Genomic DNA, 26,757 nt, shown 5'->3' with positions numbered 1-26,757 from the left:
CCCCGTCGCGACGCGCCGCACGCCCCCTGACCCGACAGGGGCCTCGAGGAGCACCGAAGGCCCCCGCGACTCGCGGGGGCCTTCTTCCATCCCTAGAATCTCCCCTATTGCATAGTTGCATGCAGTCCGATTGCACCGTAGTGTCTACCGTGTTGCACCCAGGGAACGAGGAGCCGGCAGGAGGATCCGATGCAGCTGCAGTGGGTTGGCACGATCACCACCGATCTGCCGGTGACGTGCGCCCAAGTAGCGCAGTGGGTGGTCCGCGAACGCCCAGAGCTGGTCCGCCGCCTGCATGGTGCCGCTCAGGCTCCCACGGCAGCCCAAGTCGAGACCTTCATGGGCGTTCAACCTCACTTCGCCCAGACACTCGCAGGCCTCTACGCACAGGCACATGGGCTACTCCCCGCGGGTGCCGAGCTGCGCGTGCGCCGCATATGAGCAGGCTCAGTCCGTCGAGCTCGCGGCTCCCGGGGCGTAGCGGTTCTTGAAGCGCCTCGGGTAGGCCGAGTGCTGGACGCGCCAGGACAGGAACGCCTCCACGTCCTTCTCGTCCCAGAGGCGCACCGTCACGGCCGGCGCCGGGAAGTCCGTGACCTTCGACCGGGCCACACGTGCTGCGGGGCGCTCCATGCCCTGCAGCTGCGCCACACGGGCCTCACTCACCAGGCCGATGCTGCGCGGGTCCAGCCCCGCCGAGCGCAGCTGACCGGCTGCGGCGATGACGCGAGCGCGCTGGCCGGCGGTGGCCGTGCGCCAACTGGCGGCCCCGCCTAGATTCGCCAGGATCTCCAACAGCGCCGGCTCAGGGGCGTACTCCCCGGCGTGCTGGTCGGGGTCCAGTCGCGTAGGGCGGTTCTTGGGAGGCGGTGTTGCCTCGGTCATGTCCACCTCGTTCCGGTCCACTTGCGGTTCCATCGGCGGGAGCCGGCCTCGTCCTGGGCCACGCGCTCGGACTTGGAGCGGGTCGCGTTGAAAGTGGTCATGGTGACCGAGACGACGCGGGCCTGACTGCCGAGCTCTTCGACGTACCGGTTCCCCATCTGCCCCCGCAGCCATGCGGTCATGTCGCCGCCGGCGCGGTCGCGCACATCCGAGACGACATCGTTGGCCAGATAACCGGCCTTGTCGCCCACCGTGACCCGGCGGGTCCGACCGCCACCGATGTCCACGGTGGCCTCCAGGCGCACACGCTTGTCCTTGTGCTTGGTGCCGCGAGCGACGTTGACGATCTTCTGGCGCAGTTCCTTGACGCCCTCCTCACGACCCCGGGCGCCCTGGGTCTTGGGCATCTCGATGGTGTGAATGCGGTTACCGTCGGGAAGGTAGGTCGTCTCCGAGGAGAACTGGCGCCGCGGCGAGCGTGACCGACGCGAGCCATCCGAGGGGGCGCCGGGTGCACGGGCATCATCACGGTCCAGCTCTGCACCGTCCTGGGCCGCCGGGGTGGCAGGCAGGTCGGCCGGGGTCACCGTGGTGGATCCGGTGCCGCGCTTGGCGCGGACCTTGACCAGTTCACCGCCCTTGCCCCGGCGTCGCGGGGGTCGGTGCTCGATGCGACCGGACTCGTGGAGCTCGGTCAGAGCGGCCCGGTAGGACTCTCCACTGGTCTCCTCGCGGGCGATCTTGCGCATCATGCGGCCCGAGCGCCCCATGGCTGCACCCATCTCGTCCCAGGTCATGCCGTAGGAGCTGCGGATCTGGTTTACCAGCTGGGCGGGGCTCAGCTGCGTCTGCTCGCTCATGCTTCGGCGCCCTCCATGTCGATCTCGTAGCTGGAGTTGTCCCCGGGGGTGGTGAACTCGTGGTCGCTGAATGCGCCGTCCACGCCGCGGGCGGCGGCCTTCTGGCGCAGGGTGTTGCGGTCGGCCTCGGTCAGGGGCGTCTTGATGGGTCCGTCGAGCCAGCCCTGCAGGCGCATGCGGCCGATCTTGCCGTCGTCGCCGCCACCACGCTCCACAGGCAGGGACCACTGGGGCAGCTCGGTGGTGTAGATGGCATCACCGCGCACGCCCAGCAGCGTGTGGGCAGGCACGTGCAGTGCCCCGCCCTTGAGGCCGTTGGCCATGGGACCAGAGAGCAGGCGCGCCCGGCCCCGAGCCCAGACCTGCATAGCCAGCTCGGGCCGGTAGAACTTCTGGGTGGCTGGATCGACCACCGGGGTGGTGGTCCACACGAACGCCTTGCCCTGCCGGCGCACGTCGGAGGCGTTCGGGTCAACGTCCTTGGGGTCGTAGCTCACGAACGTCTGGCGGCGGCCGCGGGAGGCGAAGTTGCCGATCGTCTGGATCAGCATCGCGCGCATCGCCCCAGACACGGCGGTCTTGATGATCTGGGGCATCTCCATGTCGGCGTCCACGGCCTCGCGGGCCTTGATCAGGCGGCTGGCCCAGGTGTCCAGAGGGCGGGCGGTCACGGTCTTGGTCTTGTCGTGCAGCCCTGGCACCCGCGTGGTGAAGACCACCGCTTCCTGGGGGTCCACCATCCATCCGTGGGCACGGGCGATCTGGATCTCCGCGGCATCGGCCCAGGTCTCACCGATCGCGCCGGGACGGTTGGGGTAGTACCAACCGTGGCGCACGTCGGCATGTTGGCATCCGAAGATGCCGATGTGGTTCCAGGTCTCCGGGACGCGGAACTGCACGTAGATGCGAGCTCGGGCGTAGGGGTCGCGCTCGAGCATGTCCCAGGTGTCGGCCTTGTTCAGGCGGATCGCCGGCCCGATGCCGAGCTCGCGACAGAGCGCCGCGTACATGAACCGGCCGTCTACATATCCGAAGCCGGGGATTTTGGGGGTCTGTTCTGGATCGACCAGCGCCACGCAGTCTTCGTGGGTGTCCAGCGAAGGACCGGCGACCAGATGCTCGATGTGGTGCTGGCCCGAGGTGCGGTGGAGCTCCTCCGCGATGTCCGATGTCACGGGCATGGGATCGACGTTGGCCGGCAGGGACAGCGCCCAGAGGTTGGCGCCGGTGCGGGCGGGGGTCTTCATCAACTTGGCGTCGGGGAAGAACGCTCCCACCACGGTCTCGAGCGCGTCCCATGCGGTGCGGGCCTGGTCGGGGTTCAGGGGGGTGGAGCCGAACCACTCGCTGGCCGTGCGCACCTCGACCTTCTGACCAGTGGCGGTGCGCTCGAAGCGGCCGGTAATCGGGGTGCCCAGCCAGTGGCCGTGACTGCTCCAGCCCGGGGTCTGCACGAGCAGCCAGTGCCGCTGACCCTGGTCCGCCGCCGGCACCTTGCCGGTGAACATGATGCGCTCGGCACCCACGTCGGCGGCGGTGTCGAGCATGTCCTGCAGGTTCGGATTCTTACGTCGCGCCCCGATCTTCGGCTGCACGCGCTGTCCGTTGCCGAGCACTCCCTGGCCGGTCGTGTAGTCGGCCCAGAGTGTGGGGATCCGGCCGACATGACGGAACGGCGTGGGACGGAATCGCGCACTCTCACGCTTCGGCGCGGACCCCCTGCCCCGGTTCCCCGTGGTGCGGTTCTGGTAGGGCATCGGTGCCTCCTGATCGGTGAGATGCAACAACCCTCGTGAGGTAACCCTATATTACCTCACGAGAGTTGGTTGGTGCAGCTGGTGTTGCCCTCAGCGGTCGAGGAGCTCGTCGGGGAGCATGTCGAACAAGTCCACCTGCCCAGGCAACAGAGGCGGCTGATCCGAGGGGAGCGCCTCAACGCTCACATCCCTTACCGGCCCCCCGGCCGGCAGGCGGTCTTGGGAACTCGCCGCCACCATGGGATCAGGCATGGGCCGGGATCGGGTGGGAGGCCCCCAGCATCACCAGCTGTTGATCGCCGACAGGGGTGCGCAGCACCGCGTGGGAGGCATCACCCCAGGCGGTTCCTTCGCCCCACTCCTCCGAGTGGCCGGCCGTCAGGGACGTGAGGGTCGTCAGGTAGCTGTCCTGCGCCATGAAGGCGCTGGACCGCTCCGACATGGAGACGCAGAGGTGCACACCGAGCGTGTTGCCGTACTCCGCGAGGGTTTCCAGAGTGAGCAGCGCATCGGCCGTCCGACGGTAGCCCCCGGGGCCCTGGGACCAGCGGTGGAATAGGGCCTCGAGCCGGTCCACGAGTACCAGCGTGGGGGTGAAGCCGGGCCGGCTGCCGCCCAGGGGGGCCGCCTGCGCCTGGGCATGCCGGGAGTCAATGAGCTCACGCACCTCCTGGAGCAGCGCGTGCTGGGCGATCGTGTCGGCGGCGACCTGAACAGACGGATGCTGCGCGGTGCTCGCCACCGCGGTGCCCGGGGAGACGAGTACACGCACCTGCCACTGCGCCGCGGCAGCGTCCTCGATCAGCCGACGGCATAGAGCGGTGGTGTCCTCACGGGTGATCACGAGAAGGGAACCGTCGGTGACGGGGCCCCAATGGACTGGGGTGCCATCCTCCGTGACCCCCAGGGAGAACTCGACGGCCGCCGGCGAAGGGGACTGGGAAGGGACGGGAGCGGTGTACCGGTCAGGGAGGAAACCGCTCCAGCACTCACCGGTGTCCTCGTTGACCGTGAAGGGGGTTCCGGTGCCACCGAGCGCGGCGACGCGCTCAGCTGCCCCAGGATCCTCACGGATGTTGACGATGGTGTGCGCGATGCCGCGGCGCTTGAGCATGGCGGCCAGGCTGATGCAGGGGCCGCATCCGGGCTGGGAGTAGATCGTGTAGCTCACGGGGTGTCCTCTCCGGTGGGGGGTGTCTCCACTCCAGGCAGGCCACTGGCGGGGGGCAGGTGTTTCAGAGCGGAAGGTAGTGGGAGACCAAGGGCAGGTCTATGCCGGCGTGGACCAGGGCGGGCAGTAGCTGAGCCATCACGACGAGGGTGTAGAGGGTGATGGGGGTGATCAGCAACCACTCGCGCCAGGATCCCGTGGTGCCCACGAGCATGATGCGGAACCGGCCGTCCTGGCCCCAGACGGGGTTGGGGACGGGAGGAGCAGGCTTGGCCGGCCAGAGCAGGGGGACACCCTCCTTGGTGAGCCCGTCTCCGATGATGTGCAGGCTCACCCCCAGTGCAACGGACACCGGGATCCACCAGGCGCCCGGGGCGGTCGTGGCAGCCAGCGCACCGACGGCCAGCCCGATGGCCCAGGCGCTGATGTAGCCGGAGGGGGGGATGATGCGCAGCGCCTTGGCTGCCACTGCGACCAGGAACGCGGCGACGATGCCCTGACCGATGGCATAGGTCTGACCGTCGAGGGTGATGCGCAGCGGAGTCAAGGCTGCGGTCAGTGCGGTGAAGGCGACCACGGCGAGCAGAGAGTGGGTGCCCTGGCGGTGGCCGCCGGCGATCGCTCGGATGCCGGCGGCGAGCACGTTGGTGATCGGAGGCAGGGCGTAGGCGATGGTGGCACGGGGGTGGTCCCAATCGCTGATCAGGGCTGCGCCGGCTGTTGTGAGGGCGCCGATGATCTGCAGCTGTGGGTCCGCGTGGATGCCCACGGCCGCCGCCAGGGGACCGGTGAGCACCAGCCACCCCGCGGCGCCGGTGATCGCGTGGGAGGCGCCCATCATCGTCGGTCCCCGTTCTTGGGGTGGCGCACCTTGGGGCCGACCACGATCAGCAGGCAGACCAGGCCCAGCAGCGTGAGGAGGGACCAAGCGGAGGGCCCGGTGCCGGTGTCGGCTAACTCGAACACGGCCTGGCTGGCAGGGACCAGGATGCCGTTGTCCATGAGGAACGCCTGGACAGGGGGGAAGACGGCGCCGGCCACCATGGACAGTCCGCCGCCCATCAGGAACAGGGTGCCCACCAGCATCAGGGTCATCTGGTCTTTGGTGTTCTCGTCCATCACGCCTCCTGCAGGACTCGTCGGGTGTGGACCATCTCGGTTGCGGACAGGGACACGCCTTCGGGTTCACCGGTGCTCCAGTCCACGAGATCCAGGAACACCTCATCCTCGGCGTCCGCCTCCGGGTCTTCCTGCACGACGGCCCAGCGGCCGGCGCCGGGGTCGATCAGCACCAGATCCCCGGCTGTGAGCTCAAGCACGCCCACCTCGTCGGACTCGTCCTCGAAGCCCTCGAACTCGCCCTCCGTGGCCGCCTCGAACTCCAGGGGCGCCAGGGGCTCCTCGACGCGCTCCGGGCTGAGCCCGGGTGGGATTCCGCCGTGGGTCTCGGGCTTGGGGGTGATCTTGTCCTTGGAGCCGGTGAGGTTCTGCAGCACGCTCAGCGCGGAGGGGGCCGGGGCCGCCACGGTCGGATCGACGACGCCCCCGACCCGGGGCTGGTCCTCGGCCACGTACACGCGGGCGTCCATGTAGTCGTCATAGCTCAGGGGCACCTCGTCGCCGTCGATGTCGGTCTGCGTGGAGCCGAGCACCTCGATCAGCTTGCGGGGGTAGAGCAGTTCGCGCGGACGGACCGCCTCGGTGGCCTTCTCGTCGTAGCCCGGGGCGTTGGGGTCAGGGTTCTGGGCGAGGTAGGTCTGCAGGGCCACGGGAGTGCCGTTGGCATTCAGGGCGGTGCCGCGGCCCTTGATATGGCGAGGCACCGCGGTGCCGATGGCCGCGGAGTCCCACATCATCATCGCGCCCTGTGGGGAGAGCCGGCCCATGGCCACACGGGCGCCGAAGTTGTCGCGCATCTCGCCTCCGATGAACTCCACATCAGGACGCTGCAGGCCCAGCACGAGGTGGATCTTCGCGGAGCGGGCCAGGCGGGCCATGTCCGCCATCAGGTCCAGCACGGGCGGCTTGGCCGGGGCACCCTTGGGCTTGACCTGCTTCCACCACCGGTCCACTCCCTTGAGGAAGGTTGTTGCCTCGTCAATGATCAGGGCGAGGGGCTCGAAGTCAGCCAGGCTGGCCGAGCCGTCCTCGATCTTCTCGTAGCGCTCCATCATCAGCGCGTGGGCGTCCACGATCATCTTGACCTGATGCTCCAGGCGCGATGCCACGAGCTCCACGTTCGGCCACGACCTGAAGCCGATGAACTCGATGCGCTTGCCGTCCAGGATCCACGTGCGCCACCCGGCCTGAGTCAGACGCTCTGCCACGTTGTGCTGCACGACCGTTTTTCCAGAACCGGACTGGCCGGTGATCAGCAGGTGCGCCTGCTTTCGCGGGAACCACGTGAGCACCTCGCGGTCCTCGTCCACCCCCAGCGGCACCTGGAAATCCTGGTAGGCCTCATGTGCCACAGCGGTGGAGGAGTGCTCCTCCGGCGGGAAAAGCAGAGTCGGCATCGGGGTGCGGATGAAGAACTCCACGGTGTCCTGCTGCAGATCCCATCGGGCCTGCCACTCCCCCGGGATACGAGTCGCCAGGATCCGCTGCACGCGCTGACGGCGGTTCGCCATGGCCATCGCATTGCCCTGGTCGTGGGAGACCTGGATGCGAGCCGGTTCGCCCTCGTTGTCCAGCTCGATCTTCACCTGAGCCGACTCCCCCAGCAGCTCACCCACAACCTGCCGGGTCCGCGAGATGGCCTGCTCCTCCTGCGGCGCCTGCTCCGGCTCGAACCGTTCCAGCTCCAGCCGATGCTTGCGCTCCTGCAGGGACTTCACCCGGTACCGCCCGCCCAGGCTGTTCTCCACCACCGCGGTGACCTTGCCCGTCCAGATCGCATCCGGGATCACCCGCGCGGGGTAGACCAACGTGACCTTGCCCGGCTCCCCGACGAAACCCTCCGACCAACCGGAGAGCTGCACCGCCTTGCGCGAGGGCACGGAGAGCCCCAGCACCGGGCAGACCTGTTCGGTGAGGTGATCGTGCAGCTCCTGCCGCTTCACCCCTCGACGGTTCGACGCACCGGCCAGCGCCGCCACCGCCACCCCCGCAGCCGAAGCGCTCAGCAACCCCGGGTCCGAGCCAACCACCGCCAGGGCCGTAGCCCCTACCGCGAACAGCCCGCCGGCTACCGCCGCACGGCCGTCCATGCGCTCCACCGGTTCCAGCCGGCGCACACCTTCATCGAGTTCCCAGTCCCCCTGCACCTGGCCGGCCTTCATCGTCTGGCTCATACTCGCCGCTCTCCTCGTCCGCTGGGCTGGCTTCCTACCCAGGTAGGCCGCAACGGAGACTGCGGCGTTTCACGCTGCCTGCCGCTCCACTTCCACGCCGACCGCCCACGACGACCCCATGCGGCCGGCACCCATTCTTGATCGGGCTTGACAGGGTGGGTATGCTCGCAACTGTGAGCGGAGCGAATCAGGCTGCGAGCAACCACCCCGCAAACCCCGCTCCAGAGGGTTGAATATCCCGTAGCCACCTGGGTGCCCACCTTCCAGAAACGGCTCGATGCCCACGCCCTCCAGTTGTCGAGATGCAACGAAGATTTCAGAAACGCGCCAATTTGATTCATACGCCGATCAGGCCCTGAAGGGTTGACACCGGCTCCTCCTGCCCCTCGCCTGACCAGCGCACGGGATCACGGTCGCTACGCTCGATCCATGCCCGTCCGTCTGCGCCCTACCGTCCTCGACGACGCCGAGGCCCTCGCCGCCCTGGCACGGAGCCAACGCGAGCACCTGGGCCCGTGGGAGCCGGAGCGCCCCGCCCACTGGTTCACGGAGGCCGGGCAGCGCGAGGCCCTCGAACAGGCAGACCGTGACCGGGCCGCCGGCCGCTCCTACGCCTTCGTCATCACCGACGACGCCGGGCACCTGCTCGGCCGTCTCACCCTGGCCAGCGTGGTCCGCGGGGCCGGCCAGTTCTGCTCGATCGGCTACTGGGTCGCCCGCGAGGCGACGGGCCGCGGTGTGGCAACCGCCGCCGTCGGGCAGGCCCTGCAGATCGCCTTCGGCGAGCTCGGCCTGCACCGCGTGCAGGCAGAGATCCTCCCCCACAACCACGCCTCCCGCCGCGTGCTGGAACACCACGGGTTCCAGCGGTACGGCCTGGCTCCGCAGTACCTGCGGATCGCCGGCCGCTGGCAGGACCACGAGCTCTGGCAGCTCCTCGCGCCGGCGGAGGGGCAGCAGTGACCCCTGACGACGCCGCCCGGGAAGGACTTCTCACCAACCGGGCCGCCTATGACGCCCGCGCGGCCGAGTACACGGAGCTGCTGGGGACCATGGACGCCGTGGCCGAGGACGACAGGCTGCTGGTCGAAGCCTGGGCCGACCGGGTGGATGGGGTTCTGGCCGACGTCGGCTGCGGGCCGGCCCACTGGACCGCGCACCTGGCCTCGCTGGACCATGAGGTGACGGGCATCGAGCCGGTCGAAGAGTTCGTGACCCACGCACACCGAACCCACCCGGAGGTACGCGTGGAGCCGGGCTCGTTCCAGACCCTGCCCGTAGCCGCCGTCGACGGGATCCTGGGCTGGTACTCAATCATCCACACGCCGCCGGTGGAGATGCCTCTCCTCCTGGAGCGCGCACACCAGGCACTGCGCCCTGGCGGGTCACTGCTGCTGGGCTTCTTCGCGTCAGACCAGGTAGAGGCCTTCGATCACGCCGTCACCACGGCGTGGTACTGGCCGGTCGATGAGCTCGCGGGCGTGATGACCGCGGCGGGGTTCACCGTGGTCAGCCGCGGCACACGGCAGGACACGGGGGCCCGCCGGCACGGGTGGATCGAGGCTGTCAGGGAATGAATCGTCTGGCGCTTTCCGCCCCAAATTTTCCAGGGAACCGTCCTTCGCGATTCGCGTTCGATCTTCACCGCGTCTGGACAGTCAGCGAGCGCTCCCCTTGGGCGCCGCGAACCGTCGTTTGTGGCCGGCGTTCCGGCCCTCCTGCCGCGGGCCGCCCCGACTCCACGCGTCCTGCACCGCCACCTTCCCAATGCCGACAACGACGCCCCCGACCCGCACGGTGAAGCGGTCCCCCGCCGTGAGGTAAGACCCCCGTAGCATGTTCGCGCTCTCCGGACGACCGGAGCTCCTGGACCACGCCTACTCAAGACGGCAGAAGCCCCATACGGCGGGTGCCTCGAGACCTCTGGACAGGGTGGCGGGGGTAACCGACGGGCTCGCAGCAGGAAGCAGACGCCTCGACTCCCGGCAAGCTCCAGTGGAGGGGTGGCCATGACAGACAAAATACGAACACAAGTCCTCGAGCCAGCCCCCGGGCAGGCCAGTGCCCACACCCGCAACCGTCAACGTCTAGGGGATGGGCACCATTGCGGCCGTGCAGGCTCAGTACCGGGTCACCTTAAGGGTGGCGTTCGCGCAGGACGCGGCCTTCTTCACCAGAAACGCCTTCTCCGTGGCATCAGCCTTCAACCCCCAGCGGATCTTCACCGCCGTCCAGTCCGCGATGTACTGGCACTGGTTCTTCGGCGGCAGCCACTGCTCCGGACCGCGGGCCTGCTTGGCCGAGTTCAACGCCGAGGTCTGCACGTTCAGCGACCGGGCATCCCCCAAGTCGTTGTAGAACGCCACCCGCTTGGCCTTGGTCCAGTACCGGGCTCCCGAGCCCCACGCCTCATGCACGGGCACCATGTGATCGATCTGCACCGTCGACGCCGAGGTGTGCGTGACCAGATCCCAACCGGTCACCCACTTGCCCTTGGCCACCGTGCACTTACGGGTCGTGGTGTACGTCGGGGACACCTTGGACTCGGCGATCAGCACCTCAGCCCGCGTGTTCTGGCAGTCCTTGTTCACGTCCTTCCAGCCACCGAACTGGGCGTCCCGGTCATAGCCGGTGTTCACCTCAGCGGCGACCGGCAACGACGACACCGCCGTGCGCAACGGGGCCGAATACGTGGTGCCGGCCGAAGCAGGAGTAGCACCCCCGAAGACAGCGGTGGCGACGAAAACAGCAGCAGTGGCCAGAGAAGCCAAAGAGCGTCGTGACAGGGGCGAGTTCCTTGCTCGAGTGAACGGGGATGCGCAACTGCATCAGCGCTGATCCTAAGCAGAACCAGCCGGCGCCCATAAACGGCCCTTCTACGCCGTCCCCAGCGCCTTGTAGATCGTGGGCCGGGAGACTCCGAACGAGCGGGCCACCGCTGCCACGGGCTGCCCGCCTGCCACCGCCGCCCGGACAGCAGCGATCTTCTCCTCATCCAACTTCGGCTTCGGGCCCGGCCGGCGCCCGGCCGCACGGGCCCGAGCCACACCCTCCCGGGTGCGCTCACGCAACAGATCCCGCTCCCACTCGGCCAGCATCAACAGCATGTTCAACATCAGCCGGCCCGAGGCCGTGGAGGTGTCCAGGTCCACGTCCAACGCCTGCAAACCGATCCCCCGATCAGCCAGGGCCTGCACGGTACGCAACGCATCCGGCAGGGACCGGCCCAACCGGTCCAGACGCGTGACGACGAGGGCGTCCTCGCCATCACACAGGTAGGCCAGCGCCTCGGCCAGGCCGGGCCGGTCGGCTCTGGCACCGGAGAGGCGGTCCCGGAAGATCTTCGAGCAGCCGGCCTGCCTCAGGGCGGCCTCCTGGCCCTCCAGGGATCCTTCCTGGTCCCGCGTGCTCACCCGGGCGTAGCCGACCTTCACGCTCGCACCCGACCGTCCATCAGTAGTGCTCCGCGATGTAGGCGTAGGCCTTCTCGAAAAGACCGTCGGCCGTGTGGAGCTGATGCTTGCGGAGTACCTGGCGCACGTGCCGGCGCACCAGCTTGTCTCCCTCGAGCGTGGCCTCCCACCCGTCGTAGGAGACCTGCTTCACGATGGCGTCGATGTCCTTCACGACACGTTCGACCAGCATCGGCGCATCGGCCGGCGCGTACTCCTGGAAGATCTGCGTCAGTGCCCCGATGCGGGGGTCCGGCAGGAGCTCGAGAGTGCCCTCGTCGTCGGCCTTCTCCGCGGCCGTGAGGTCCTTGGCCAACGTGAAGGCCTCACGCAGCCAGTCGATCGACTGCTGGGCGGCCGCCATCGTGCGCTCACGCAGACGGTCGAGCCGCTCCGCCAGGGACTTGAACTGCGGGCTCTGTCCCGAGGGCCCGGCCAGCCGCTTCTTCAGCCGCTCGGCGATCGAGTCGATGAGGTCGTCCGCGCTCTTGCCCTCGACTTCCTTCGGGTCATCCAAGAGGCCCTCGTCGATGAGCGTGCGCACCGTGTCCTCGTCGGCGACCACGACGTCGTCGGCGCGAGTGACGATGATGTCGTCCATGTGCCGGTGGACCAGCTCGAGCGTCTTCACACCCAGCCGATGCCATAGATGGTCTCCCTCGCCCGGGGAGGGCTGCAGGGAGGCGTAGACCTGGGACAGGAACCGGTACGCGCCCCGATGCGGCCGCAGGCCCTCGGTGGGCCACAGCGACTCCCATACACCCTCGAGCATCGCGTAGTCCGCAGCGAACTGATCCTGGTCGGCCTGGCCCGGGATGCGCGCCTGGGCGTCCATCAGTGTCTGGGGCCCGGGCTCGTCGATGTCGATGCCGGCGAACCGGGCCATCATGTGCTCGAGCTGGCCCTTGAACATCTCGATCAGGCCGGACACCTCGATCTGCGGTGCCACCTGGTCGGGGTTGGCCGGGGCCATCGCCTTGGCGAAGCCCGCGCCGAGGCCCACGTAGTCCACGATGATGCCGTAACGCTTGTCCGCGTCCGTCTGCGGGTTGCGCCAGGTGCGGTTCGCGCGCGTGATCGTCTGGAAGAGGGTGTGGTCCTTCAAAGGCTTGTCCAGGTACATCACCCCCTCGATGGGGGCATTGAACCCGGTGCCCAGCTTCGAGGTGCACACCAGAAACTTCAGCGGGTCATCGAAGGTGCGGAACCGCTTGAGCAGCGCCGCCTCCTGGGCGTCCGTGAGGGCGTACTTCTGCCACGCCGGGTCCTCACCCTTAGCCGTCCCGACGGTCATCACGACCCCGACCTCATCGCGCACGGGCGGCTCCGCGGAGGGATCCGTGCACGCGGCGACGCTCTGGCGTTCGTACCGTTCCTGGAGCAGACGGTCCAGCTCCTCGGTGTAGGCCACGCATGCGGCACGGTCGATCACCACGATCTGGGCCTTCATGCCCAGCGGGTCCACCGTCTCGTAGAAGTGGTCCACGATGTCGGCGCAGACTGCACGGATGCGCTCCGGGTTGGCGAAGAACGTCGCCGCCCGCGAGGCCCGGCGCGCGATCTGATCCTGCTGCTCGTCGCTGAGGTTCTCATCGGCGGCCATGACGGCGAAGGCCTGGTCCAAAGTCTCCTTGTCCAAGGAGAACTCCACCTTCCGAGGGGCCACATGGATCGGCACGGTCATGCCGTCACGGATGGACTCATCCGTCCCGTAGGTGTGCAGCGCGCTGCCCGGGTCGAACTCGTCCCCGAACGTGGCGAAGGTGTTGCGGTCCACATCGGCGATCGGCGTCCCGGTGAAGGCGAACAGGTTGGCGTTCGGCAGGGCCGCGCGCATGGTCTGGCCCAGGTCGCCCTCCTGCGTGCGGTGGGCCTCATCGACCATCACAACGACGTTCTCCCGGGTGTTCAGCACCCCGGCGCCGGCGAACTTGTGCACCGTCGTGAAGATCAACCCGCGCCGATCCGAGGACAGCGCAGACCGCAGGCCGGCCGCGGTGCCGGGCACCTGCAGCCGCGGCATGGACGTGGTGCGGAACTGGTCCCACAACTGCTGCACGAGCTGCACACGGTCCGCGACCAGCACGATCGTCGGGTTCTTCAGCTCCGGGTCACGCAGCAGCTTGCCGGCGGCGAAGACCATCGCCAGCGTCTTGCCCGAACCCTGGGTGTGGTAGATCAGGCCCTTGCGCTTGTCCGGGTCCTTCACGCGCTCGACGATGCGGTTGACGGCCTCGTACTGGGTGTAGCGGGCCAGGAGCTTGTTCAGCGAGCCGGCAGCCGACTGGGAGACCTCGAAGATGCTGAAGTCCTGCAAGAAGTCCAGCACGACGGCAGGCGTAAGCATGGAGGCTACGGTCTCCAGGACGTGGCTCAGCCGCGGCTGGTCGGAGACAGCACCCCACGTGTACCAGTGCTGCAAGGGTGTGCCCACGCCGGCGTACCGGTACTGCTTGCCCTCGGTAGCGAAGCACAACACGTTCGACACGAAGAACGGCGACCAGCCCGGCTGGTAGATCTTCACCAGCTCCCGCGCACCCGTGGCCCACGACTTGCCCTTCTGCAGGGGCGTCTTCAGCTCGCCGACGACCAGGGGGAAGCCGTTGACCCAGAGGACGATGTCGAACCGGGCGATGTGCCCGGGCGTGCCGTAGCGGACCTCCTCCGAGACGACGTAGCGGTTCTTCGAGAGGTCCTCGAAGTCGATCAGCCGGACCGGGACTGAGCCCTTCGTGCCCACGTACTCGTGGGTGATCTCGCCCTTGAGCCAGGCGGCGAAGTCCCGGTTCGCATCAACGAGCCCCGACTCGAGGGCCGTCAGCGGCAGTGTCCGCAGCCGGCGCAGGACCTCATGAACCCGCTCGGGTTCCTCGGCGATGGCCGGGTTCAGCCGCACCAGGGCGGCCTCGACTTCAGCCGGGATGAACGGGTCCTCGTCAGGACGGCCCAGCTGCTCACCGGGGACGTAGTCCCAGCCGTTCTCGGCCAAGGTCTTGACCAAGGGTGCCTGGACGCTGAGGAGCTCTCCCATGCCGCTCACGCGCTCACCTCCAGCAGTTCGTCGTAGGACTCAGGGATCACGTGTTCCCCGGACAGGAGCGCGGTGAGCAGATTGGAACGGAGGCCGCGGAGGCGGGTGACCGTGGACTCGCTTGCCTGCACAACAGCATCGACAGCGTCCGACAACTCCATCAGCTCCTGTTCGCGAGCCTCGGAAACCAACGGGATCGGGAACTCACGGAGCATCGCCCGGTTGATATTCCTCTGGGTCGCCCCGCGTCCGAGAGCGTCAAGCTTCACGCGATTCAAACGAATCCACGCAAAGATGAACTCACCGGTATGTCCGGCCTTCGGAACGCCCCAGGCGATGGCCTGGTTCGTGGTCATCTCTGTGGTGACGATGGCGCTGCGCCCGATGGTTCCGTACATGGACACCAGCACCGATCCGACGGGGGCTTTGCGGCCCACAACCGCGGCTCCGGCCTCAGTGAGGGACTTGGCCGTGCCGGAAATCGGCTTGTCCTGCACGTCGGCAATCACGGCCCAGGGGATGGTGCCGCCCTCGTAGAACTCAGGTTTCCCTGCCTTAGGAGTGGCCCCGCTGTACCACTTCGCAACATCATCCAAGATCCCCATGTCCGGGTCTCCAGCCAGCATGGCCTCGCCAACGACCTGCGCCCCTGCAACGAGCCCTTCACGATGATTAGCCTCAGCGGCAGCGGTCGCGTCGTCAACCGCACCGATCAGGTCCACGATCCGGTGCTGTTCCTCTACCGGCGGCAACGACACGATGGCCCCTGCGAGGGACCGCTGAGATAGGGAGACGTTGGCTGTCCCCTTCATCAAGGGCACAATGATGGAGTCTCGCTGGTGGTCCAACAACAGATGTAGGTACTTCATGTCGACCGGCGCATCATTACGCTTCTGCAAGGCGGTAATGATGTTGGCTACAGCGAACTTGCCGGAGGCGTAGTGGACACGCTTGAGAGATGCGTGCCCATGACCTGTGGAGGACACCATCGGCACGCAGACTGCTTCGCCTTCGAACTGATAATGGTCCGACGACAGGAACTCTGCGGCGGTGACGACCAGGGGATATTTACCGGGAATCGCTTTCTGAGTTGCGGTCGAGCCCTTGGTCATGGTCACGATGTCGCCCAGAGTGACCTTGATCCAGTCTTCAGACATCGAAGCCCGCCGCCTTCAGCTTCTCGTCCAGCACGCGCTCGGCTGCGCGCAGCTCGGCGCGGGCGTCCTGGTAGGCCGCCAAGGCTGCCTCCACGTTGACCTCGGCCGCGGCCTCGGTCGTGATGTATCGGCCGATGTTGAGGTCGAACCCGTTGTCCGCGATCTCGTCCACCTCGACCAGTCGAAGGTGCAGGCCCTGGTCTTCACCGTCGATGTCTTCACCGCGGGCGTACGCCGCGTGGACCGCCTCAATGTCCGAGTCGCCCATGGTGTTCTGGTTCTTGCCCGGCTGGAACTTCGCTGAGGCGTCCACGAACAAGACCTTGCCCTGCCGCTCGGCCGGCTTCGCCTTGCGCAGGATGAGCAGGCACACCGGGATCGAGGTGGAGTAGAACAAATTGGTCGGCAAGCCGATCACGGCCTCGATCAGGTCCTTCTCCAGCAGGCACTGGCGGATTGCCCCCTCCTTGCCTCCGCGGAACAGCACGCCGTGCGGCATCACGACGCCGACTCGGCCCGTGTCGTCTTTCATCGTGGCAACCATGTGCTGGATCCAAGCGAAGTCGCCGTTCTTGACCGGCGGGACGCCGCAGAACGCCCGCCCCCACGGGTCGTTCGACCACTGCGCCGCCCCCCAGTTCTGCAGGCTGAACGGTGGGTTGGCGATGACCACATCGAATTGGTCCAGCCGGCCGCCGGCCACGAAGCGAGGCTCGCGGAAGGTGTCGCCGCGGCGAATCGAGAAGTCGTGCAGCCCGTGAAGGTACAGATTCATTTTGGCGATCGCCGAGGTCGTGAGGTTGACCTCTTGGCCGTTGAGCTTGAGGGTGCGGGGGTCTCCACCCGCGGCGCGCACGGCGTTGACGGTCTCCACCAGCATGCCGCCGGAGCCACACGCCGGGTCGATCACGGACTCACCGGCCTGGGGATCGAGGATCTTTACGAGCAGGTGCACGACGTGGCGGGGCGTGAAGAACTCGCCGGCCTTCTTGCCCGAGGCCTCCGCGAACTCGCGCAGCAGATACTCGTAGGCGGCGCCGAGCATGTCGCCGCGGACGTGGTCCGGATCAAGCCGCACTTCGTGGAAGGTGTCCAGGAGGGTCACCAGGGCCGTCTCCGGCAGGCGGTCCTTGTTCGCCCAGTTCACGTCGCCGAACACGCCGGTGAGGTCGGGGTTGGCCTGTTCGATGCGCTGGAGGGCGCCGTTGAGCTCGACGCCGACGTTCGTCGTCTTATTGTGGACGTCGCTCCAGTGGCAGCCGTCCGGGATCGTGAAGGGCTGGTAGTCGGCCTCGATCTCCTCGGTCAGCTCATCACCCCACTCCTCGAGCGCGGTCGCGTGATGGAAGTCCCAGGTGTCGGAGATCCACTTGAAGAACATCACAGGGAAGACGTACGCCTTGAAGTCCCCGGGTTCGACCGGGCCGCGCAGCGCGTTCGCCGCAGCCCACAGGATGGACTCCAGCTGCCGCTGGGTCATGTAGGTGCCGTGGGTACTCTCCAGGGACACGCCGTCTCCTCACGCTCAAGCCGACCTGTCGATAATCGGTCGATCTGTTGCCAGTCTCACACGAGGGCGGCCACAGGCCGCCAGGCAAGGCATGGACCGTCAAAAACCCACGCAGAAGATAACTACGACCCAGGCATCATCTGCGACACCATCCCCTTACATGCCTAGCGCGTATGCAGAGCCAGGAACTGGAGAGGAGGCGGCGGAGAGCCGTCCGCGCGCCGGCCACCCCCGTCCAGTCATTTCGAAGGCCCTCCGCCGTGTATGTCCAATGGTCCAGTTCGGGGCCGAGGGGTGGTGTATTGGTGGAAAACCACCCGCCTTCACGAGGCCCTGGGCTACCGCACTCCCTCGGAAGTCGAAGCCGCCTAAACTAACGACCAGGACTCACCGCCCGTTGCATCCTGGCCCTGGAACGAAACCCAGCGCGCTTCAGTCCTCGCGAACGACGTAGTGGACGAGCCGGCTCGCTGGGTGTCGAGCCCTCACGGACGGTCCCTTCAGTGGTCACCCTGCTTCGGGAGGTACCGGGCGAATGCCAGAAGGTCGGCGCAGAGGCTGTTCACGGTCATCACGAGCTGGTCACGATCCTCGTAGTCATTGCCATAGGTGTCGGGCACCCCGGATACCTGGGCCTGAAAGGCATCGACCTCACGCTTCCTGGCAAGCGCGCCCAGCACCCGTACCGTCGCGGCCACGTCCTCAGAGGCGGCCTCGCGCTCGATGTGAGCAGCGATGATCTTGTAGGCGTCGTCGAGCACCTCAAGTGCAGTGGGGCTGCTCTTCGGTGTTTCAGGGGCGCTCATGCTGTCCTCCTGTGGTGGTGGCTAGTTGTAAGAGGTCATGACGTTGTTGACTCGTGCCGGGACCAACGAGGCCGGCGGGGCGTCCCCTATGAATGTAGGCCTCCCTCTCCGCGTTTTTCCACGTTCGATCGGCCTGGGGCGTCCCAGCACCCTCCCTCCTACGGGTGTGGGCCGATTATTCACCAACCTTTACACGCATGACCCCCGATAGAGCCTTAGCCCTCATTGAAAAGAATTACCAATGGATCGGTCAGTCTTGAATTTTGTTTCCAGTCTCGCCTGTATTCACGTCCTGGTGATCTCCGACGAGACCATTTAGTTCCAAGTCATCGTCGGAGTCGTTGCGTTTCTTAATATCATTTGCACTATTGCTATTAGGTGCCACTCCGCTGGAAGTGGCGCGGTCCAGTGAGGGAGCGCCACTGAACTTCTCCTGCTGTGACCGCTCCACCGATTCACGCATGGCGTCAGCTATATCGAGTCCCGTCGAAATTGCCTGAAATCCGACCCCTGTCAATGCAATAAGGAGCGCGATCAGAGCAAGAGTAAAGCTGACTTCTTGAGACCGTGCTTGTTTCGCGAACCATGAGCCAAATCCTGGCTTGGTCTGATCCAAGTCCCGGGCTGTATCTGCGATAACGCGCTTGAGGTCTTCGCCGTTCTCAAGTTTTTGTCGAGCACGCCCTAGCACTCTTTGCGCGTTCGCATACGTCTTCCGCGTCCAGTCTGGCCCGCTGAGGACTGTCGCTATCCCGTCCTTGTCAAAGTCGAACGTGCCCGGAAACACCTGCGAGGCTTGCTCGCAGACAGGGCACGGTTCCCAGAAGGGGCCGATGGTGACGTCGGTACTGTCGACGACCTCAATGGCTCTGGAGGTGAACGTGCCGTGTAGGCGACAGTGAGAGTAGACGGGTGACATGCCTGACAGTAAACCGTGACTCACGGTTAGGAGACACGCCCTAGGGCCTCGGCCAACTCGTAGCGGTACGAGATCCAGAGCGAGGCCGCCCTACTGGTGGGTTGATGCTCGACGGGCAATCGAGGTGTAGAGGGTCTGCCGACTCACCCCGAACGTGCGCGCCACCTCCGCCTTCGGGATCCCCATCTGGATCATCGCTTCGACCTGCTCCACATCAGTGTCCGAGAGCTTCGGGGTCTGTACGTACTTCCCGCGGGCCTTGGCCAAGGCGATGCCCTCGGCCTGACGCTCCTTGATCCGCCGGCGCTCGAACTCCGCGAACGCGGCCAGGATGCCCAGCATCAGCCCGTCCACCGGGGAGGTCCCGGACTTGTCCACGGTGATCCGCTCGGACACGAACCGCACCGCGCACCCCTTGTCCGTGAGCTCGTCCACGATCGCGTACAAGTCCCGGGTGTCACGGCCCAGCCGATCCATGGAGGCGACCTTCACCAGGTCCCCCTCCCGCACGTACGCCATCAGCTCCGCCAACCCGGCGCGCTTGGCGCGGGAGCTGCCGGAGATCTTGTCTTCGAAGATCCGATCACACTCCCCCACTGCCTCGAGCTGGCGGTCAAGGTTCTGCTCGGCCGAGCTCACCCGCACGTACCCCACAGTCTGTCCAACCACGTTTAAGACCCTCCGCCACTTGTGTCCAAGGGGTTCAAAATGGACCCACTCTGACGTGATCCTCTCTGTGAACAGCTTCGCTCTGTGTCGTCCTTCAAGCTTCTCTCCCTGTCGTCCCGCGTCACGAAGCGGACCGGTTCTCGAGGTGCGGAAGATCGTCGGTGCGGGCATGGGGTGGTGGGTGCATACTGGTGGTGTCTTCGGACCCGGCAGTGGGGCTTGCCGGACCCAACCTCGACACTCGTCGACAACAGTCCCTATCTCAGCTGGTTGCGCTTCTGTGCGCCTGAGGTAGGGAGATGTCATGGTCGAGTCGAACACTGCCGGTGTTGTCGTGGTCGGTGTGCAGTCCGGGCAGGGGCACGACGTCGTCGGTGTCGCGGCTGCCGTCGCTGAACGCTTCAGCGCCCGCCTGGTGTGTGTGGTCGTCGATCCGGCGCTGCTGTCAGCGGGGGTGCGTGCGGACGGGTCGGAGATCATCGAACCGATCGACCCGGACACGGCGGACAGCGACCCGCAGCAGCTCCCCGACGAAGACATGCGGGTCATCAGAGATCTTGCTGCGGCGCGATCGGTCGACGTGGACTTCGTCTCCCGCGTCGGGGACCCGAGTCACGCACTCGCTGCGGTGGCTGAGGAACGTGACGCGGTGATGATCGTCGTCGGATCCCAGGCTGGCCGACGCCGGATAGCGGAACTGCTCACCGGGTCCGTCGCCGCGCACCTGACGCATCAGCAGCACCGGCCGATACTGGTCGTCCCGCACGACCCGGTCGGCGCCACCGTCCTCCTCCCGTCGGAAGCCCCGTGACGGGCATGCTGACGCTCCTGCGGCATGGGGAGAGCACCGCGAACGAAGCCGGCACCTTCACCGGGCTCCTCGACGTCCCGCTCACGCACCGCGGCGAACGGCAAGCATCCGCAGCCGGACAGCTCCTCCGGTCGAACCACATCACGCCGGACGTCGTGGTCACCTCCACATTGCGCCGTGCCGTCCGCACCGCCGAACTGGTCTGCGACGCCCTCGGGACACAGCTGCCCACGGAAGCGGTGTGGCAGCTCAACGAACGCAACTACGGTGCCCTGACCGGGATGACGAAGACCGACGCCCGTCGGATGCTCGGTGACGACGAGTACGTGCGGCTCCGCAGGTCCCGTACCGGCACACCGCCACCGATGTCGCTGCACCTGTGGGAGGAACTGCGGTCGAGCTCCGCGCTGCGCGGCCTGCCCGACGGCGCCCTCCGACGCACCGAGGCACTCTCGGACGTCATCAAGCGGGTCCGCCCCGTCTTGCACGACCGGCTCCTGCCGATGGTGCGGTCAGGGCGGAGCGTCCTCGTCGTCGCGCACGGGAACTCGCTCCGCGCACTCTGCGCATGCATCGACGACCTCACCGACCCGGAGCTCGAGCAGCTCAACCTGCCGACCGGGCAACCCGTGCAGTACCACCTCGCCCCGACGGGTGCTCTCGTCCCGCGGGGTGGGGCGTTCCTGGATCCGGTAGCAGCACAGCACGCCGCGGCGCTGGTCGCGGCAGAAGGCGGAACATGACCACCCGAACGGACACCCCGATGCCCGACGACCAGCTCCCTCCCGACCCGGACGTCGACGTCTCCGACCCGGCAACGACCATGCGGCCGGTGCATCTGCGGTGGCGGTACGTCGGCCTCGTCGCCGTCGGTGGGGCCGGCGGTACTGCCCTCCGCGACGTCATCAGTAGCGTGCTCCCTGCCGATGGCGGGGTGAGTTGGTCGATCTTCTGGATCAACATCACCGGGGCGCTGGCCCTCGGTGTGCTGTTGGAAGCGCTCGCGCACCGTGGGCCCGATGCCGGTCGCCGGAGGGTGCTGCGGCTGCTCCTCGGGACAGGGGTCCTCGGCGGGTTCACCACCTACAGCACCCTCGCCGAGTCCACCGCCGCCCTGTTCCTCGACGGCCACGGCCTCGCTGGCACCGGCTACGCGCTCCTCACTGTCCTATCCGGCGCGATCGCGACCGCCTGCGGTCTCGTCGTCGCCGGCTGGTTCCGTCCCCGAACGGAGGAAGCATGAACGCCGCCCTCATCGTCGTCGTCGCCCTCGGTGGCGGTGCCGGCGCTGCCGGTCGGTTCCTCCTCGACGGGCTGATCAACACCGGCCGGGAGTTCCGGCTCCCCGTCGGCACGCTGACGATCAACATCACCGGGTCGCTGCTGCTGGGGATCATCGTCGGCGCCGCCACGCACCTCGGCGCGGTGCCGGTCGCGGTCCTCGGCACCGGGGTGATGGGCGGCTACACCACGTTCAGCACCGCCAGCTTCGAAACCGTCCGCCTCGCCCGCAGCGGACGGATCACCGCCGCCGCGATCAACGGTCTCGGAATGCTCGTCGTCTCCGTCGCCGCCGCGACCGCCGGCATCCTCCTCGGCGGCACCCTGTGACCACCCCACTCACTGACCACCCACCCGCTCCAGCACCGGAGGTACCCATGCTGTTCGACGTCACGATCGAGATTCCCCGCGGCAGCGGCAACAAGTACGAGGTCGACCACACCACCGGCCGGATCCGGCTCGACCGGGCGGTGTTCACCAGCATGGTGTTCCCCCAGGACTACGGCTCCATCGACAACACCCTCGGCGATGACGGCGACCCCCTCGACGCCCTGGTGCTCCTGCCCCGTCCCACGTTCCCCGGCGTCGTCATCACGGTCCGGCCGGTCGGGATGCTGCGCATGGTCGACGAGAACGGCGGCGACGACAAGATCCTCACCGTTCCCGCTGGCGACGACCGCTTCGCGCAGCTGCGGGACATCACCGATGTGCCGGAACACACGCTGGCGGAGATCGAGCACTTCTTCGCCCACTACAAGGAGATCGAGCACGGCAAGCACGTCACCACCAACGGGTGGGCCGACCGTGCTGCTGCCGAAGCCGTCATCCGCACCGCACAGAACGCCCACACCCGACACCCGTGACCCACGGGTCCACAGACTGCCGCGGGGAGGCACTGGCGCTGAGTGATCGCCAGCAGGTCGTCCCTCCGCCTCCCCGCGGCTTCCCCTTCCAACCACAGACCAGCTCGACGCATGACCCGAACCGAACCGAAGGAGCGTCACCATGAACGACTACATCAGCGGCATCCACCACCACGGAGCCCATCAGGGTGAGTACGTCACCCACCACGACCACCCCGTCACCATCGACGCCGTCCACGGCGCCCGCATCCTCGACTCCCGCGGCTACCCGACCGTCCGCGTGTCCCTCGAGCTCGACGACGGCCGCACCGTCACCGGGGACGCCCCCGCGGGCGCATCCACCGGCGCCCACGAAGCCGTCGAGCTCCGCGACGGCGGTTCCGCGTTCGGCGGCCGCGACGTCACCCAGGCGCTCCACCTGATCGACACCGACATCTCAGGGCTCCTCACCGGCCGGTCGTGGTCGGCGATCGGGCAGATCGACGCCGCCCTTGCCGAACTCGACGGCACCACCGGGTACCGCCGGCTCGGCGCGAACAGCGTTGTCGCCACCTCGATCGCCGCATCCAGGGCCCTCGCCCATGCCGCGGACCTCCCGCTCTGGCAGTGGATCGCTGAGATCACCGGCTCGACGCCGCGGATGCCGGTCCCGCACTTCAACGTCCTCAACGGCGGCGCGCACGCAGCGAACGAGCTGGACTTCCAGGAGTTCATGATCGCTCCCGTCAACGCAGGCTCGATGGCAGACGCCGTCCGAATCGGCGCAGACGTGTACCACGCTCTCGCGGCGCTGGTTCGGGACCGGTTCGGCAGCCTCGGCCTCGGCGACGAGGGCGGTTTCGCACCGTCGATCGCTGCGCCCGAGGAAGCGCTCGACCTGCTCGTCGACGCGATCCGTACCGCCGGCTACGAGCCGGGCGTCGATCAGGTGGCGATCGCGCTCGATCCGGCCGCGAACGAGTTCTCCCAGGGCGACGGCTCCTACCGGGTGCTCAACGACAGCCTCGACCGGGACGGGCTGGTCGACTACTACCGGCACCTCATCGACACGTATCCGATCCGGAGCATCGAAGACGCGTTCGCGGAAGACGACCATGAGGGGTTCCGCCGCATGCAAGCGGCGCTCGGCGACCGGATCCAGATCGTCGGCGACGACCTCTACGTCACCGACCCACAGCGGATCCGCGACGGCGGCGAGCAGCAGCTGACGAACGCGGCACTGATCAAGCCGAACCAGATCGGGACCGTCTCCCAGACCCTCGGCGCGATCGCCACCGCCAAGAGCATCGGGATGGCCAGCATGGTCTCCCACCGTTCTGGGGAGACCACGGACACGTTCATCGCGGACCTCGTTGTCGGGACCGGCACCGGGCAGATCAAGTCCGGCGCACCCGGCCGCGGGGAACGCGTCGCGAAGTACAACCGGCTCACCGAGATCGCCGAGCAGCACCCGGAGCTGCCCTACGGACTGATCTGACCACCGGTACTCGAGCTGCGAGCAGTGTCCAGGAACGCCGTCACAGCGGGCCCCGGGCGGCCTGACCAGATCGCTCGCAGCGGCCGGATCAGTGGCGGGCCGAGCAGTAGCGCCCGGACGAGGGCACCGTCTTCGAGGTCAGTGTCGACGGTGCGGAGACTCATCACCGCGGGCGCGATGCCCGCTCGAGCGTTGGCGCGGATGATGCCAGTCGTTTCCAGCACTGCAGCCGGCGGGACCAGGGTCAGACCCGCGTCGTCGAGCCACGCTTCGACCGTGGAGCGGGTGCCGGACCCTTCCTCACGGAGCAGCAGGGGTGTCTCCGCGAGGTCATCCGAGGTGATGGCCGAAGCGCTTGCCCAAGGATGGTGCGGGGCGACGACGACCACGAGTTCGTCCTCATCGACCACCAACGATGAGAGGCCAATCGGCGCAGCAGGAGTCTCCGTGAACCCGACGTCGGCAGCGCCGGAACGGACGAGGTCGGTCACGTCGGCGGAGTTCCCCGCGATCAAACGCACCGACGCATCCGGCGTGGCAGCACGGTGGGTGAGCAGCCATCCGGGCAGCAGGAGTTCGGCGATCGTCTGCGACGCTGCGATCACGAGGGATCCCGCCGGTTCCCGCAGCGCGGCGACGCCTGCTTCAAGCCGCCGGGAGGCCTCCAACACCGGGACGGCGAGACCGAGCACCACCCGGCCGGCGTCGGTCAGCGCGGTCCCGGATGCCGTCCGGTGCGCCAGCGGCTGACCGGTCGCCTGCTCCGCGGCACGCAAGCGCGCAGACACCGCCTGCTGTGTCACCCCCAACACCTCGGCCGCGCGGGTCAACGACCCGGTCTCCGCGACGCGGACGAGGACCTCGAGGGTGTCGAGGTCCAGGATCCGGTCCGTCAACCGCCGCAGTGCCACAAGCAACCATTGTGCCCTGCCAACGAGTCCGCCGTTCCCGAACCACGGGGCACACGCGCACGATGGGTGCATGTCCGCTCACCTCGCCCACGCACCCGCAGCCTCTGAGCACGGTGTGCGCGACCGGCGGCTGTTCCGGGAGCTGGAGCGGCCCGGCCTGATCGTGTCGAACCTGACCCCGAACTGGTTCGCGTCGATCATGGGGACCGGGATCGTCGCCGTCGCGGCCGCGTCGTTACCGCTGCAGTTCCCCGGTCTGCGCACGGCGGCGACGGTCGTCTGGGCGATCGCGGCGGTCCTGCTCGTCGCCCTCACCATCGCGACGGTCCTGCACTGGGTCCGCTACCGGAGCACCGCAGCGAAGCACCACCTCAACCCGGTGATTTCCCACTTCTACGGCGCACCGCCCATGGCGTTCCTCACCGTCGGCGCCGGCACGATCCTCCTCGGCAAGGACTGGATCGGCCTCCCCGCCGCCGTCACCGTCGACTGGGTCCTCTGGACCATCGGCACCATCGGCGGCCTGCTCACCGCGGTCCTGGTGCCGTACCTGGCGTTCACCCGCCACGAGAACACGCCCGAATCCGCGTTCGGCGGCTGGCTGATGCCGATCGTCCCGCCGATGGTGTCCGCCTCGACCGGTGCGCTCCTCCTGCCGTATGCCCCCGCCGGGCAGGCACGGGAGACCCTGCTGTGGTCCTGCTACGGCTTCTTCGGCCTCAGCCTCATCACGTCCCTGGTCGTCATTACGCTGATCTGGAACCGTCTCGCGCAACACAAGGTCGGTGCCGCCGGTATGGTGCCGACCCTGTGGATCGTCCTCGGACCGGTCGGACAGTCCATCACCGCGGTAAACCTCCTCGCATCGAACGCCCCCGCCGTCGTCGACGCGTCGACCGCCCACGCACTGCTGGTCGTGGCGCTGGTGTACGGGTTCGCGATGCTCGGCTTCGCGCTGCTGTGGACCGTCATCGCCCTCGCCATCACCATCCGCACCGCCCGCGAACACCTGCTGTTCAGCCTGACCTGGTGGTCATTCACGTTCCCCGTCGGCACCTGCGTCACCGGCCTGAACGGCCTGGCCCTGCACTCCGGACTCACCGTCGTCGCCGTCCTCGCAGTCGTCTACTACGTGGGCCTCGTCGCCGCGTGGATCACCGTTGCCGTCCGCACCTTCCACGGCTCCGTCATCCGCGGCACACTCCTCGCACCACCACAGCCGGCATGAGCACCCCCGACGAACTCGCGGACGAGGTCGCGGACGTTCGATCCCTGAACGCCCTCGCCGAGGCATGGCGCACCGCACCCGACGGTTCACGGCGGTTCGTCCCGAACTTCGACCCGAGATCCGGCGGCACATCCAGCCGCGTCCTGGTCCTCATGCAGTCGCCCGGCCCCCAGACGATCGCCGCAGCGCACACGGCGATCTGCAGCGAGGACAACCCGGGCCCGACCGCGGCCGCGTTCCGCGCAGCCCGCATCGAGTCCGGACTCGCACGCAACGACTACCTCCGCTGGAACCTCATCCCGTGGGAGATTCTCGGCCGCGTCCGACCTGTGGACATCGACGAGGGGCGACACGCCCTCGAAACTCTGCTCAAGGTGCTCCCCGTGCTCGATGCCATCGTCACGTACGGTACCGCCGCCCTCAACGGAGTCATGCGGCACCTCACCCTGGACGAGCACCCCCGACTCGTACCCGTCATCGCGGCACCACACCCCTCTCCGGCCAACGGCCGCCATCGCGCGGAACAACAACGACGTTCCGTCCAAGCGCTCCGGCTCGCGGCGCTGACTCACCGGCTGTAGCAAATACGAACGACTCCGCTACAACTGCCCGTGCCGACGGTTCGGCAGCGTGTGAGGCGGCGTGTCTTGTAACGGAACCCAATCCCGGAATCTAC

At 67.5% G+C, this 26,757-nt stretch carries 27 protein-coding genes; 11 read left to right on the top strand and 16 right to left on the bottom strand.

Annotation, left to right across the window (positions count from 1 at the left end):
• Nucleotides 1–189 precede the first annotated feature (189 nt).
• A complete protein-coding gene (locus CITRIK5_RS01875) occupies nucleotides 190–441 on the top strand; it encodes a hypothetical protein (protein ID WP_023190137.1) in 252 nt (83 codons plus the stop codon).
• 6 nt (nucleotides 442–447) lie between these two features.
• On the opposite strand, the gene CITRIK5_RS01870 is transcribed toward CITRIK5_RS01875, so the two are convergent.
• From CITRIK5_RS01870 to CITRIK5_RS01840, 7 genes are all read right to left on the bottom strand, one after another.
• Entirely contained in the window at nucleotides 448–885 is a 438-nt protein-coding gene (locus CITRIK5_RS01870) for a hypothetical protein (RefSeq protein WP_023190135.1), read from the bottom strand.
• The gene (locus CITRIK5_RS01865) at nucleotides 882–1,745 is read right to left on the bottom strand and encodes a hypothetical protein (protein ID WP_159832967.1); all 864 of its coding nucleotides are present in this window, start codon (nucleotides 1,743–1,745) and stop codon (nucleotides 882–884) included. The genes CITRIK5_RS01870 and CITRIK5_RS01865 overlap by 4 nt, the downstream gene beginning before the upstream one ends.
• Complete coding sequence (locus tag CITRIK5_RS01860; RefSeq protein WP_236557125.1) at nucleotides 1,742–3,340, bottom strand: hypothetical protein; 1,599 nt, start codon at nucleotides 3,338–3,340, stop codon at nucleotides 1,742–1,744. Before CITRIK5_RS01860 ends, CITRIK5_RS01865 begins: the two co-directional genes overlap by 4 nt.
• Before the next feature lie 406 nt (nucleotides 3,341–3,746).
• Complete coding sequence (locus CITRIK5_RS01855; protein ID WP_159832965.1) at nucleotides 3,747–4,673, bottom strand: glutaredoxin family protein; 927 nt, start codon at nucleotides 4,671–4,673, stop codon at nucleotides 3,747–3,749.
• Between the two features lie 64 nt (nucleotides 4,674–4,737).
• Nucleotides 4,738–5,514 (bottom strand): metal-dependent hydrolase, encoded by a 777-nt coding sequence (locus CITRIK5_RS01850; RefSeq protein WP_159832963.1) that lies wholly within the window; start codon nucleotides 5,512–5,514, stop codon nucleotides 4,738–4,740.
• Nucleotides 5,511–5,792 (bottom strand): hypothetical protein, encoded by a 282-nt coding sequence (locus tag CITRIK5_RS01845; RefSeq protein ID WP_049158155.1) that lies wholly within the window; start codon nucleotides 5,790–5,792, stop codon nucleotides 5,511–5,513. The genes CITRIK5_RS01850 and CITRIK5_RS01845 overlap by 4 nt, the downstream gene beginning before the upstream one ends.
• On the bottom strand, nucleotides 5,792–7,966 hold the full coding sequence (locus tag CITRIK5_RS01840; RefSeq protein WP_140764624.1) for an FtsK/SpoIIIE domain-containing protein: 2,175 nt from the start codon (nucleotides 7,964–7,966) through the stop codon (nucleotides 5,792–5,794). Before CITRIK5_RS01840 ends, CITRIK5_RS01845 begins: the two co-directional genes overlap by 1 nt.
• 429 nt (nucleotides 7,967–8,395) lie before the next feature.
• Here CITRIK5_RS01840 and CITRIK5_RS01835 point away from each other — a divergent pair, with 429 nt between their 5' ends.
• Both CITRIK5_RS01835 and CITRIK5_RS01830 read left to right on the top strand, forming a co-directional pair.
• Nucleotides 8,396–8,929: a GNAT family N-acetyltransferase gene (locus CITRIK5_RS01835; RefSeq protein ID WP_159832961.1), complete on the top strand. Its 534-nt coding sequence runs from the start codon at nucleotides 8,396–8,398 to the stop codon at nucleotides 8,927–8,929.
• A gap of 89 nt (nucleotides 8,930–9,018) precedes the next feature.
• On the top strand, nucleotides 9,019–9,543 hold the full coding sequence (locus CITRIK5_RS01830; protein WP_225941317.1) for a class I SAM-dependent methyltransferase: 525 nt from the start codon (nucleotides 9,019–9,021) through the stop codon (nucleotides 9,541–9,543).
• A 543-nt stretch (nucleotides 9,544–10,086) separates the two neighbouring features.
• Here the strand turns inward: CITRIK5_RS01830 and CITRIK5_RS01825 are convergent.
• The 8 genes from CITRIK5_RS01825 to CITRIK5_RS01790 form a co-directional block, all read right to left on the bottom strand.
• Nucleotides 10,087–10,632: an HNH endonuclease family protein gene (locus CITRIK5_RS01825; RefSeq protein ID WP_236557197.1), complete on the bottom strand. Its 546-nt coding sequence runs from the start codon at nucleotides 10,630–10,632 to the stop codon at nucleotides 10,087–10,089.
• 210 nt (nucleotides 10,633–10,842) lie between these two features.
• The gene (locus tag CITRIK5_RS01820) at nucleotides 10,843–11,400 is read right to left on the bottom strand and encodes a recombinase family protein (RefSeq protein ID WP_159832957.1); all 558 of its coding nucleotides are present in this window, start codon (nucleotides 11,398–11,400) and stop codon (nucleotides 10,843–10,845) included.
• Nucleotides 11,401–11,419: 19 nt separating this feature from the next.
• Nucleotides 11,420–14,449: a type I restriction endonuclease subunit R gene (locus CITRIK5_RS01815; protein WP_236557196.1), complete on the bottom strand. Its 3,030-nt coding sequence runs from the start codon at nucleotides 14,447–14,449 to the stop codon at nucleotides 11,420–11,422.
• Between the two features lie 5 nt (nucleotides 14,450–14,454).
• Nucleotides 14,455–15,606 (bottom strand): restriction endonuclease subunit S, encoded by a 1,152-nt coding sequence (locus CITRIK5_RS01810; protein ID WP_159832953.1) that lies wholly within the window; start codon nucleotides 15,604–15,606, stop codon nucleotides 14,455–14,457.
• Nucleotides 15,599–17,116: a class I SAM-dependent DNA methyltransferase gene (locus tag CITRIK5_RS01805; RefSeq protein ID WP_159832951.1), complete on the bottom strand. Its 1,518-nt coding sequence runs from the start codon at nucleotides 17,114–17,116 to the stop codon at nucleotides 15,599–15,601. The genes CITRIK5_RS01810 and CITRIK5_RS01805 overlap by 8 nt, the downstream gene beginning before the upstream one ends.
• 500 nt (nucleotides 17,117–17,616) lie before the next feature.
• Nucleotides 17,617–17,922, bottom strand: a complete 306-nt coding sequence (locus tag CITRIK5_RS01800; RefSeq protein ID WP_159832949.1) for a hypothetical protein — start codon at nucleotides 17,920–17,922, stop codon at nucleotides 17,617–17,619.
• 250 nt (nucleotides 17,923–18,172) lie between these two features.
• Nucleotides 18,173–18,841, bottom strand: coding sequence for a hypothetical protein (locus CITRIK5_RS01795; RefSeq protein WP_159832947.1), 669 nt, complete (start codon nucleotides 18,839–18,841; stop codon nucleotides 18,173–18,175).
• 90 nt (nucleotides 18,842–18,931) lie between these two features.
• Nucleotides 18,932–19,510 carry a recombinase family protein gene (locus CITRIK5_RS01790; protein ID WP_159832945.1) on the bottom strand — a complete coding sequence of 193 codons (579 nt, stop codon included), beginning with the start codon at nucleotides 19,508–19,510 and terminating at the stop codon, nucleotides 18,932–18,934.
• 304 nt (nucleotides 19,511–19,814) lie between these two features.
• Here CITRIK5_RS01790 and CITRIK5_RS01785 point away from each other — a divergent pair, with 304 nt between their 5' ends.
• The 6 genes from CITRIK5_RS01785 (at nucleotide 19,815) to eno (ending at nucleotide 23,942) form a co-directional block, all read left to right on the top strand.
• Nucleotides 19,815–20,321, top strand: coding sequence for a universal stress protein (locus tag CITRIK5_RS01785; protein ID WP_002854163.1), 507 nt, complete (start codon nucleotides 19,815–19,817; stop codon nucleotides 20,319–20,321).
• Between the two features lie 5 nt (nucleotides 20,322–20,326).
• On the top strand, nucleotides 20,327–21,064 hold the full coding sequence (locus tag CITRIK5_RS01780; RefSeq protein ID WP_063718739.1) for a 2,3-diphosphoglycerate-dependent phosphoglycerate mutase: 738 nt from the start codon (nucleotides 20,327–20,329) through the stop codon (nucleotides 21,062–21,064).
• Nucleotides 21,065–21,084: 20 nt separating this feature from the next.
• A complete protein-coding gene (locus CITRIK5_RS01775) occupies nucleotides 21,085–21,564 on the top strand; it encodes a CrcB family protein (protein ID WP_020625841.1) in 480 nt (159 codons plus the stop codon).
• The gene (locus tag CITRIK5_RS01770) at nucleotides 21,561–21,932 is read left to right on the top strand and encodes a CrcB family protein (RefSeq protein WP_002854166.1); all 372 of its coding nucleotides are present in this window, start codon (nucleotides 21,561–21,563) and stop codon (nucleotides 21,930–21,932) included. The genes CITRIK5_RS01775 and CITRIK5_RS01770 overlap by 4 nt, the downstream gene beginning before the upstream one ends.
• Nucleotides 21,933–21,979: 47 nt before the next feature.
• On the top strand, nucleotides 21,980–22,465 hold the full coding sequence (locus tag CITRIK5_RS01765; RefSeq protein WP_002854167.1) for an inorganic diphosphatase: 486 nt from the start codon (nucleotides 21,980–21,982) through the stop codon (nucleotides 22,463–22,465).
• Between the two features lie 142 nt (nucleotides 22,466–22,607).
• Entirely contained in the window at nucleotides 22,608–23,942 is a 1,335-nt protein-coding gene (gene eno, locus CITRIK5_RS01760) for a phosphopyruvate hydratase (RefSeq protein ID WP_002854168.1), read from the top strand.
• Here eno and CITRIK5_RS01755 read toward each other — a convergent pair.
• Entirely contained in the window at nucleotides 23,927–24,853 is a 927-nt protein-coding gene (locus CITRIK5_RS01755) for a LysR family transcriptional regulator (RefSeq protein WP_002854169.1), read from the bottom strand. The two genes, eno and CITRIK5_RS01755, sit on opposite strands and share 16 nt — an antisense overlap.
• Nucleotides 24,854–24,923: 70 nt before the next feature.
• Here CITRIK5_RS01755 and CITRIK5_RS01750 point away from each other — a divergent pair, with 70 nt between their 5' ends.
• Together CITRIK5_RS01750 and CITRIK5_RS01745 are read left to right on the top strand one after the other, a co-directional pair.
• A complete protein-coding gene (locus CITRIK5_RS01750) occupies nucleotides 24,924–26,081 on the top strand; it encodes a TDT family transporter (protein WP_002854171.1) in 1,158 nt (385 codons plus the stop codon).
• Entirely contained in the window at nucleotides 26,078–26,662 is a 585-nt protein-coding gene (locus CITRIK5_RS01745; protein ID WP_002854173.1) for a uracil-DNA glycosylase family protein, read from the top strand. Before CITRIK5_RS01750 ends, CITRIK5_RS01745 begins: the two co-directional genes overlap by 4 nt.
• Nucleotides 26,663–26,757: the final 95 nt, after the last annotated feature.

The sequence above is a fragment of the Micrococcus sp. 116 genome (assembly GCF_902506395.1).
GTDB lineage: Bacteria > Actinomycetota > Actinomycetes > Actinomycetales > Micrococcaceae > Micrococcus > Micrococcus luteus.
The sequence above is the reverse complement of the archived record's forward strand: the minus strand, read 5'-3'. Positions and strand labels throughout refer to the sequence as shown.

What these genes read in the sequence shown, in the direction of transcription:
- CITRIK5_RS01875 (WP_023190137.1), top strand. Translation starts at nt 190, where the DNA reads ATGCAGCTGCAGTGGGTTGGCACGATCACCACCGATCTGCCGGTGACG.
- CITRIK5_RS01870 (WP_023190135.1), bottom strand. Translation starts at nt 885, where the DNA reads ATGACCGAGGCAACACCGCCTCCCAAGAACCGCCCTACGCGACTGGAC.
- CITRIK5_RS01865 (WP_159832967.1), bottom strand. Translation starts at nt 1,745, where the DNA reads ATGAGCGAGCAGACGCAGCTGAGCCCCGCCCAGCTGGTAAACCAGATC.
- CITRIK5_RS01850 (WP_159832963.1), bottom strand. Translation starts at nt 5,514, where the DNA reads ATGATGGGCGCCTCCCACGCGATCACCGGCGCCGCGGGGTGGCTGGTG.
- CITRIK5_RS01845 (WP_049158155.1), bottom strand. Translation starts at nt 5,792, where the DNA reads ATGGACGAGAACACCAAAGACCAGATGACCCTGATGCTGGTGGGCACC.
- CITRIK5_RS01840 (WP_140764624.1), bottom strand. Translation starts at nt 7,966, where the DNA reads ATGAGCCAGACGATGAAGGCCGGCCAGGTGCAGGGGGACTGGGAACTC.
- CITRIK5_RS01835 (WP_159832961.1), top strand. Translation starts at nt 8,396, where the DNA reads ATGCCCGTCCGTCTGCGCCCTACCGTCCTCGACGACGCCGAGGCCCTC.
- CITRIK5_RS01830 (WP_225941317.1), top strand. Translation starts at nt 9,019, where the DNA reads ATGGACGCCGTGGCCGAGGACGACAGGCTGCTGGTCGAAGCCTGGGCC.
- CITRIK5_RS01815 (WP_236557196.1), bottom strand. Translation starts at nt 14,449, where the DNA reads ATGGGAGAGCTCCTCAGCGTCCAGGCACCCTTGGTCAAGACCTTGGCC.
- CITRIK5_RS01810 (WP_159832953.1), bottom strand. Translation starts at nt 15,606, where the DNA reads ATGTCTGAAGACTGGATCAAGGTCACTCTGGGCGACATCGTGACCATG.
- CITRIK5_RS01800 (WP_159832949.1), bottom strand. Translation starts at nt 17,922, where the DNA reads ATGAGCGCCCCTGAAACACCGAAGAGCAGCCCCACTGCACTTGAGGTG.
- CITRIK5_RS01795 (WP_159832947.1), bottom strand. Translation starts at nt 18,841, where the DNA reads ATGTCACCCGTCTACTCTCACTGTCGCCTACACGGCACGTTCACCTCC.
- CITRIK5_RS01785 (WP_002854163.1), top strand. Translation starts at nt 19,815, where the DNA reads ATGGTCGAGTCGAACACTGCCGGTGTTGTCGTGGTCGGTGTGCAGTCC.
- CITRIK5_RS01780 (WP_063718739.1), top strand. Translation starts at nt 20,327, where the DNA reads ATGCTGACGCTCCTGCGGCATGGGGAGAGCACCGCGAACGAAGCCGGC.
- CITRIK5_RS01775 (WP_020625841.1), top strand. Translation starts at nt 21,085, where the DNA reads ATGCCCGACGACCAGCTCCCTCCCGACCCGGACGTCGACGTCTCCGAC.
- CITRIK5_RS01770 (WP_002854166.1), top strand. Translation starts at nt 21,561, where the DNA reads ATGAACGCCGCCCTCATCGTCGTCGTCGCCCTCGGTGGCGGTGCCGGC.
- CITRIK5_RS01765 (WP_002854167.1), top strand. Translation starts at nt 21,980, where the DNA reads ATGCTGTTCGACGTCACGATCGAGATTCCCCGCGGCAGCGGCAACAAG.
- eno (WP_002854168.1), top strand. Translation starts at nt 22,608, where the DNA reads ATGAACGACTACATCAGCGGCATCCACCACCACGGAGCCCATCAGGGT.
- CITRIK5_RS01750 (WP_002854171.1), top strand. Translation starts at nt 24,924, where the DNA reads ATGTCCGCTCACCTCGCCCACGCACCCGCAGCCTCTGAGCACGGTGTG.
- CITRIK5_RS01745 (WP_002854173.1), top strand. Translation starts at nt 26,078, where the DNA reads ATGAGCACCCCCGACGAACTCGCGGACGAGGTCGCGGACGTTCGATCC.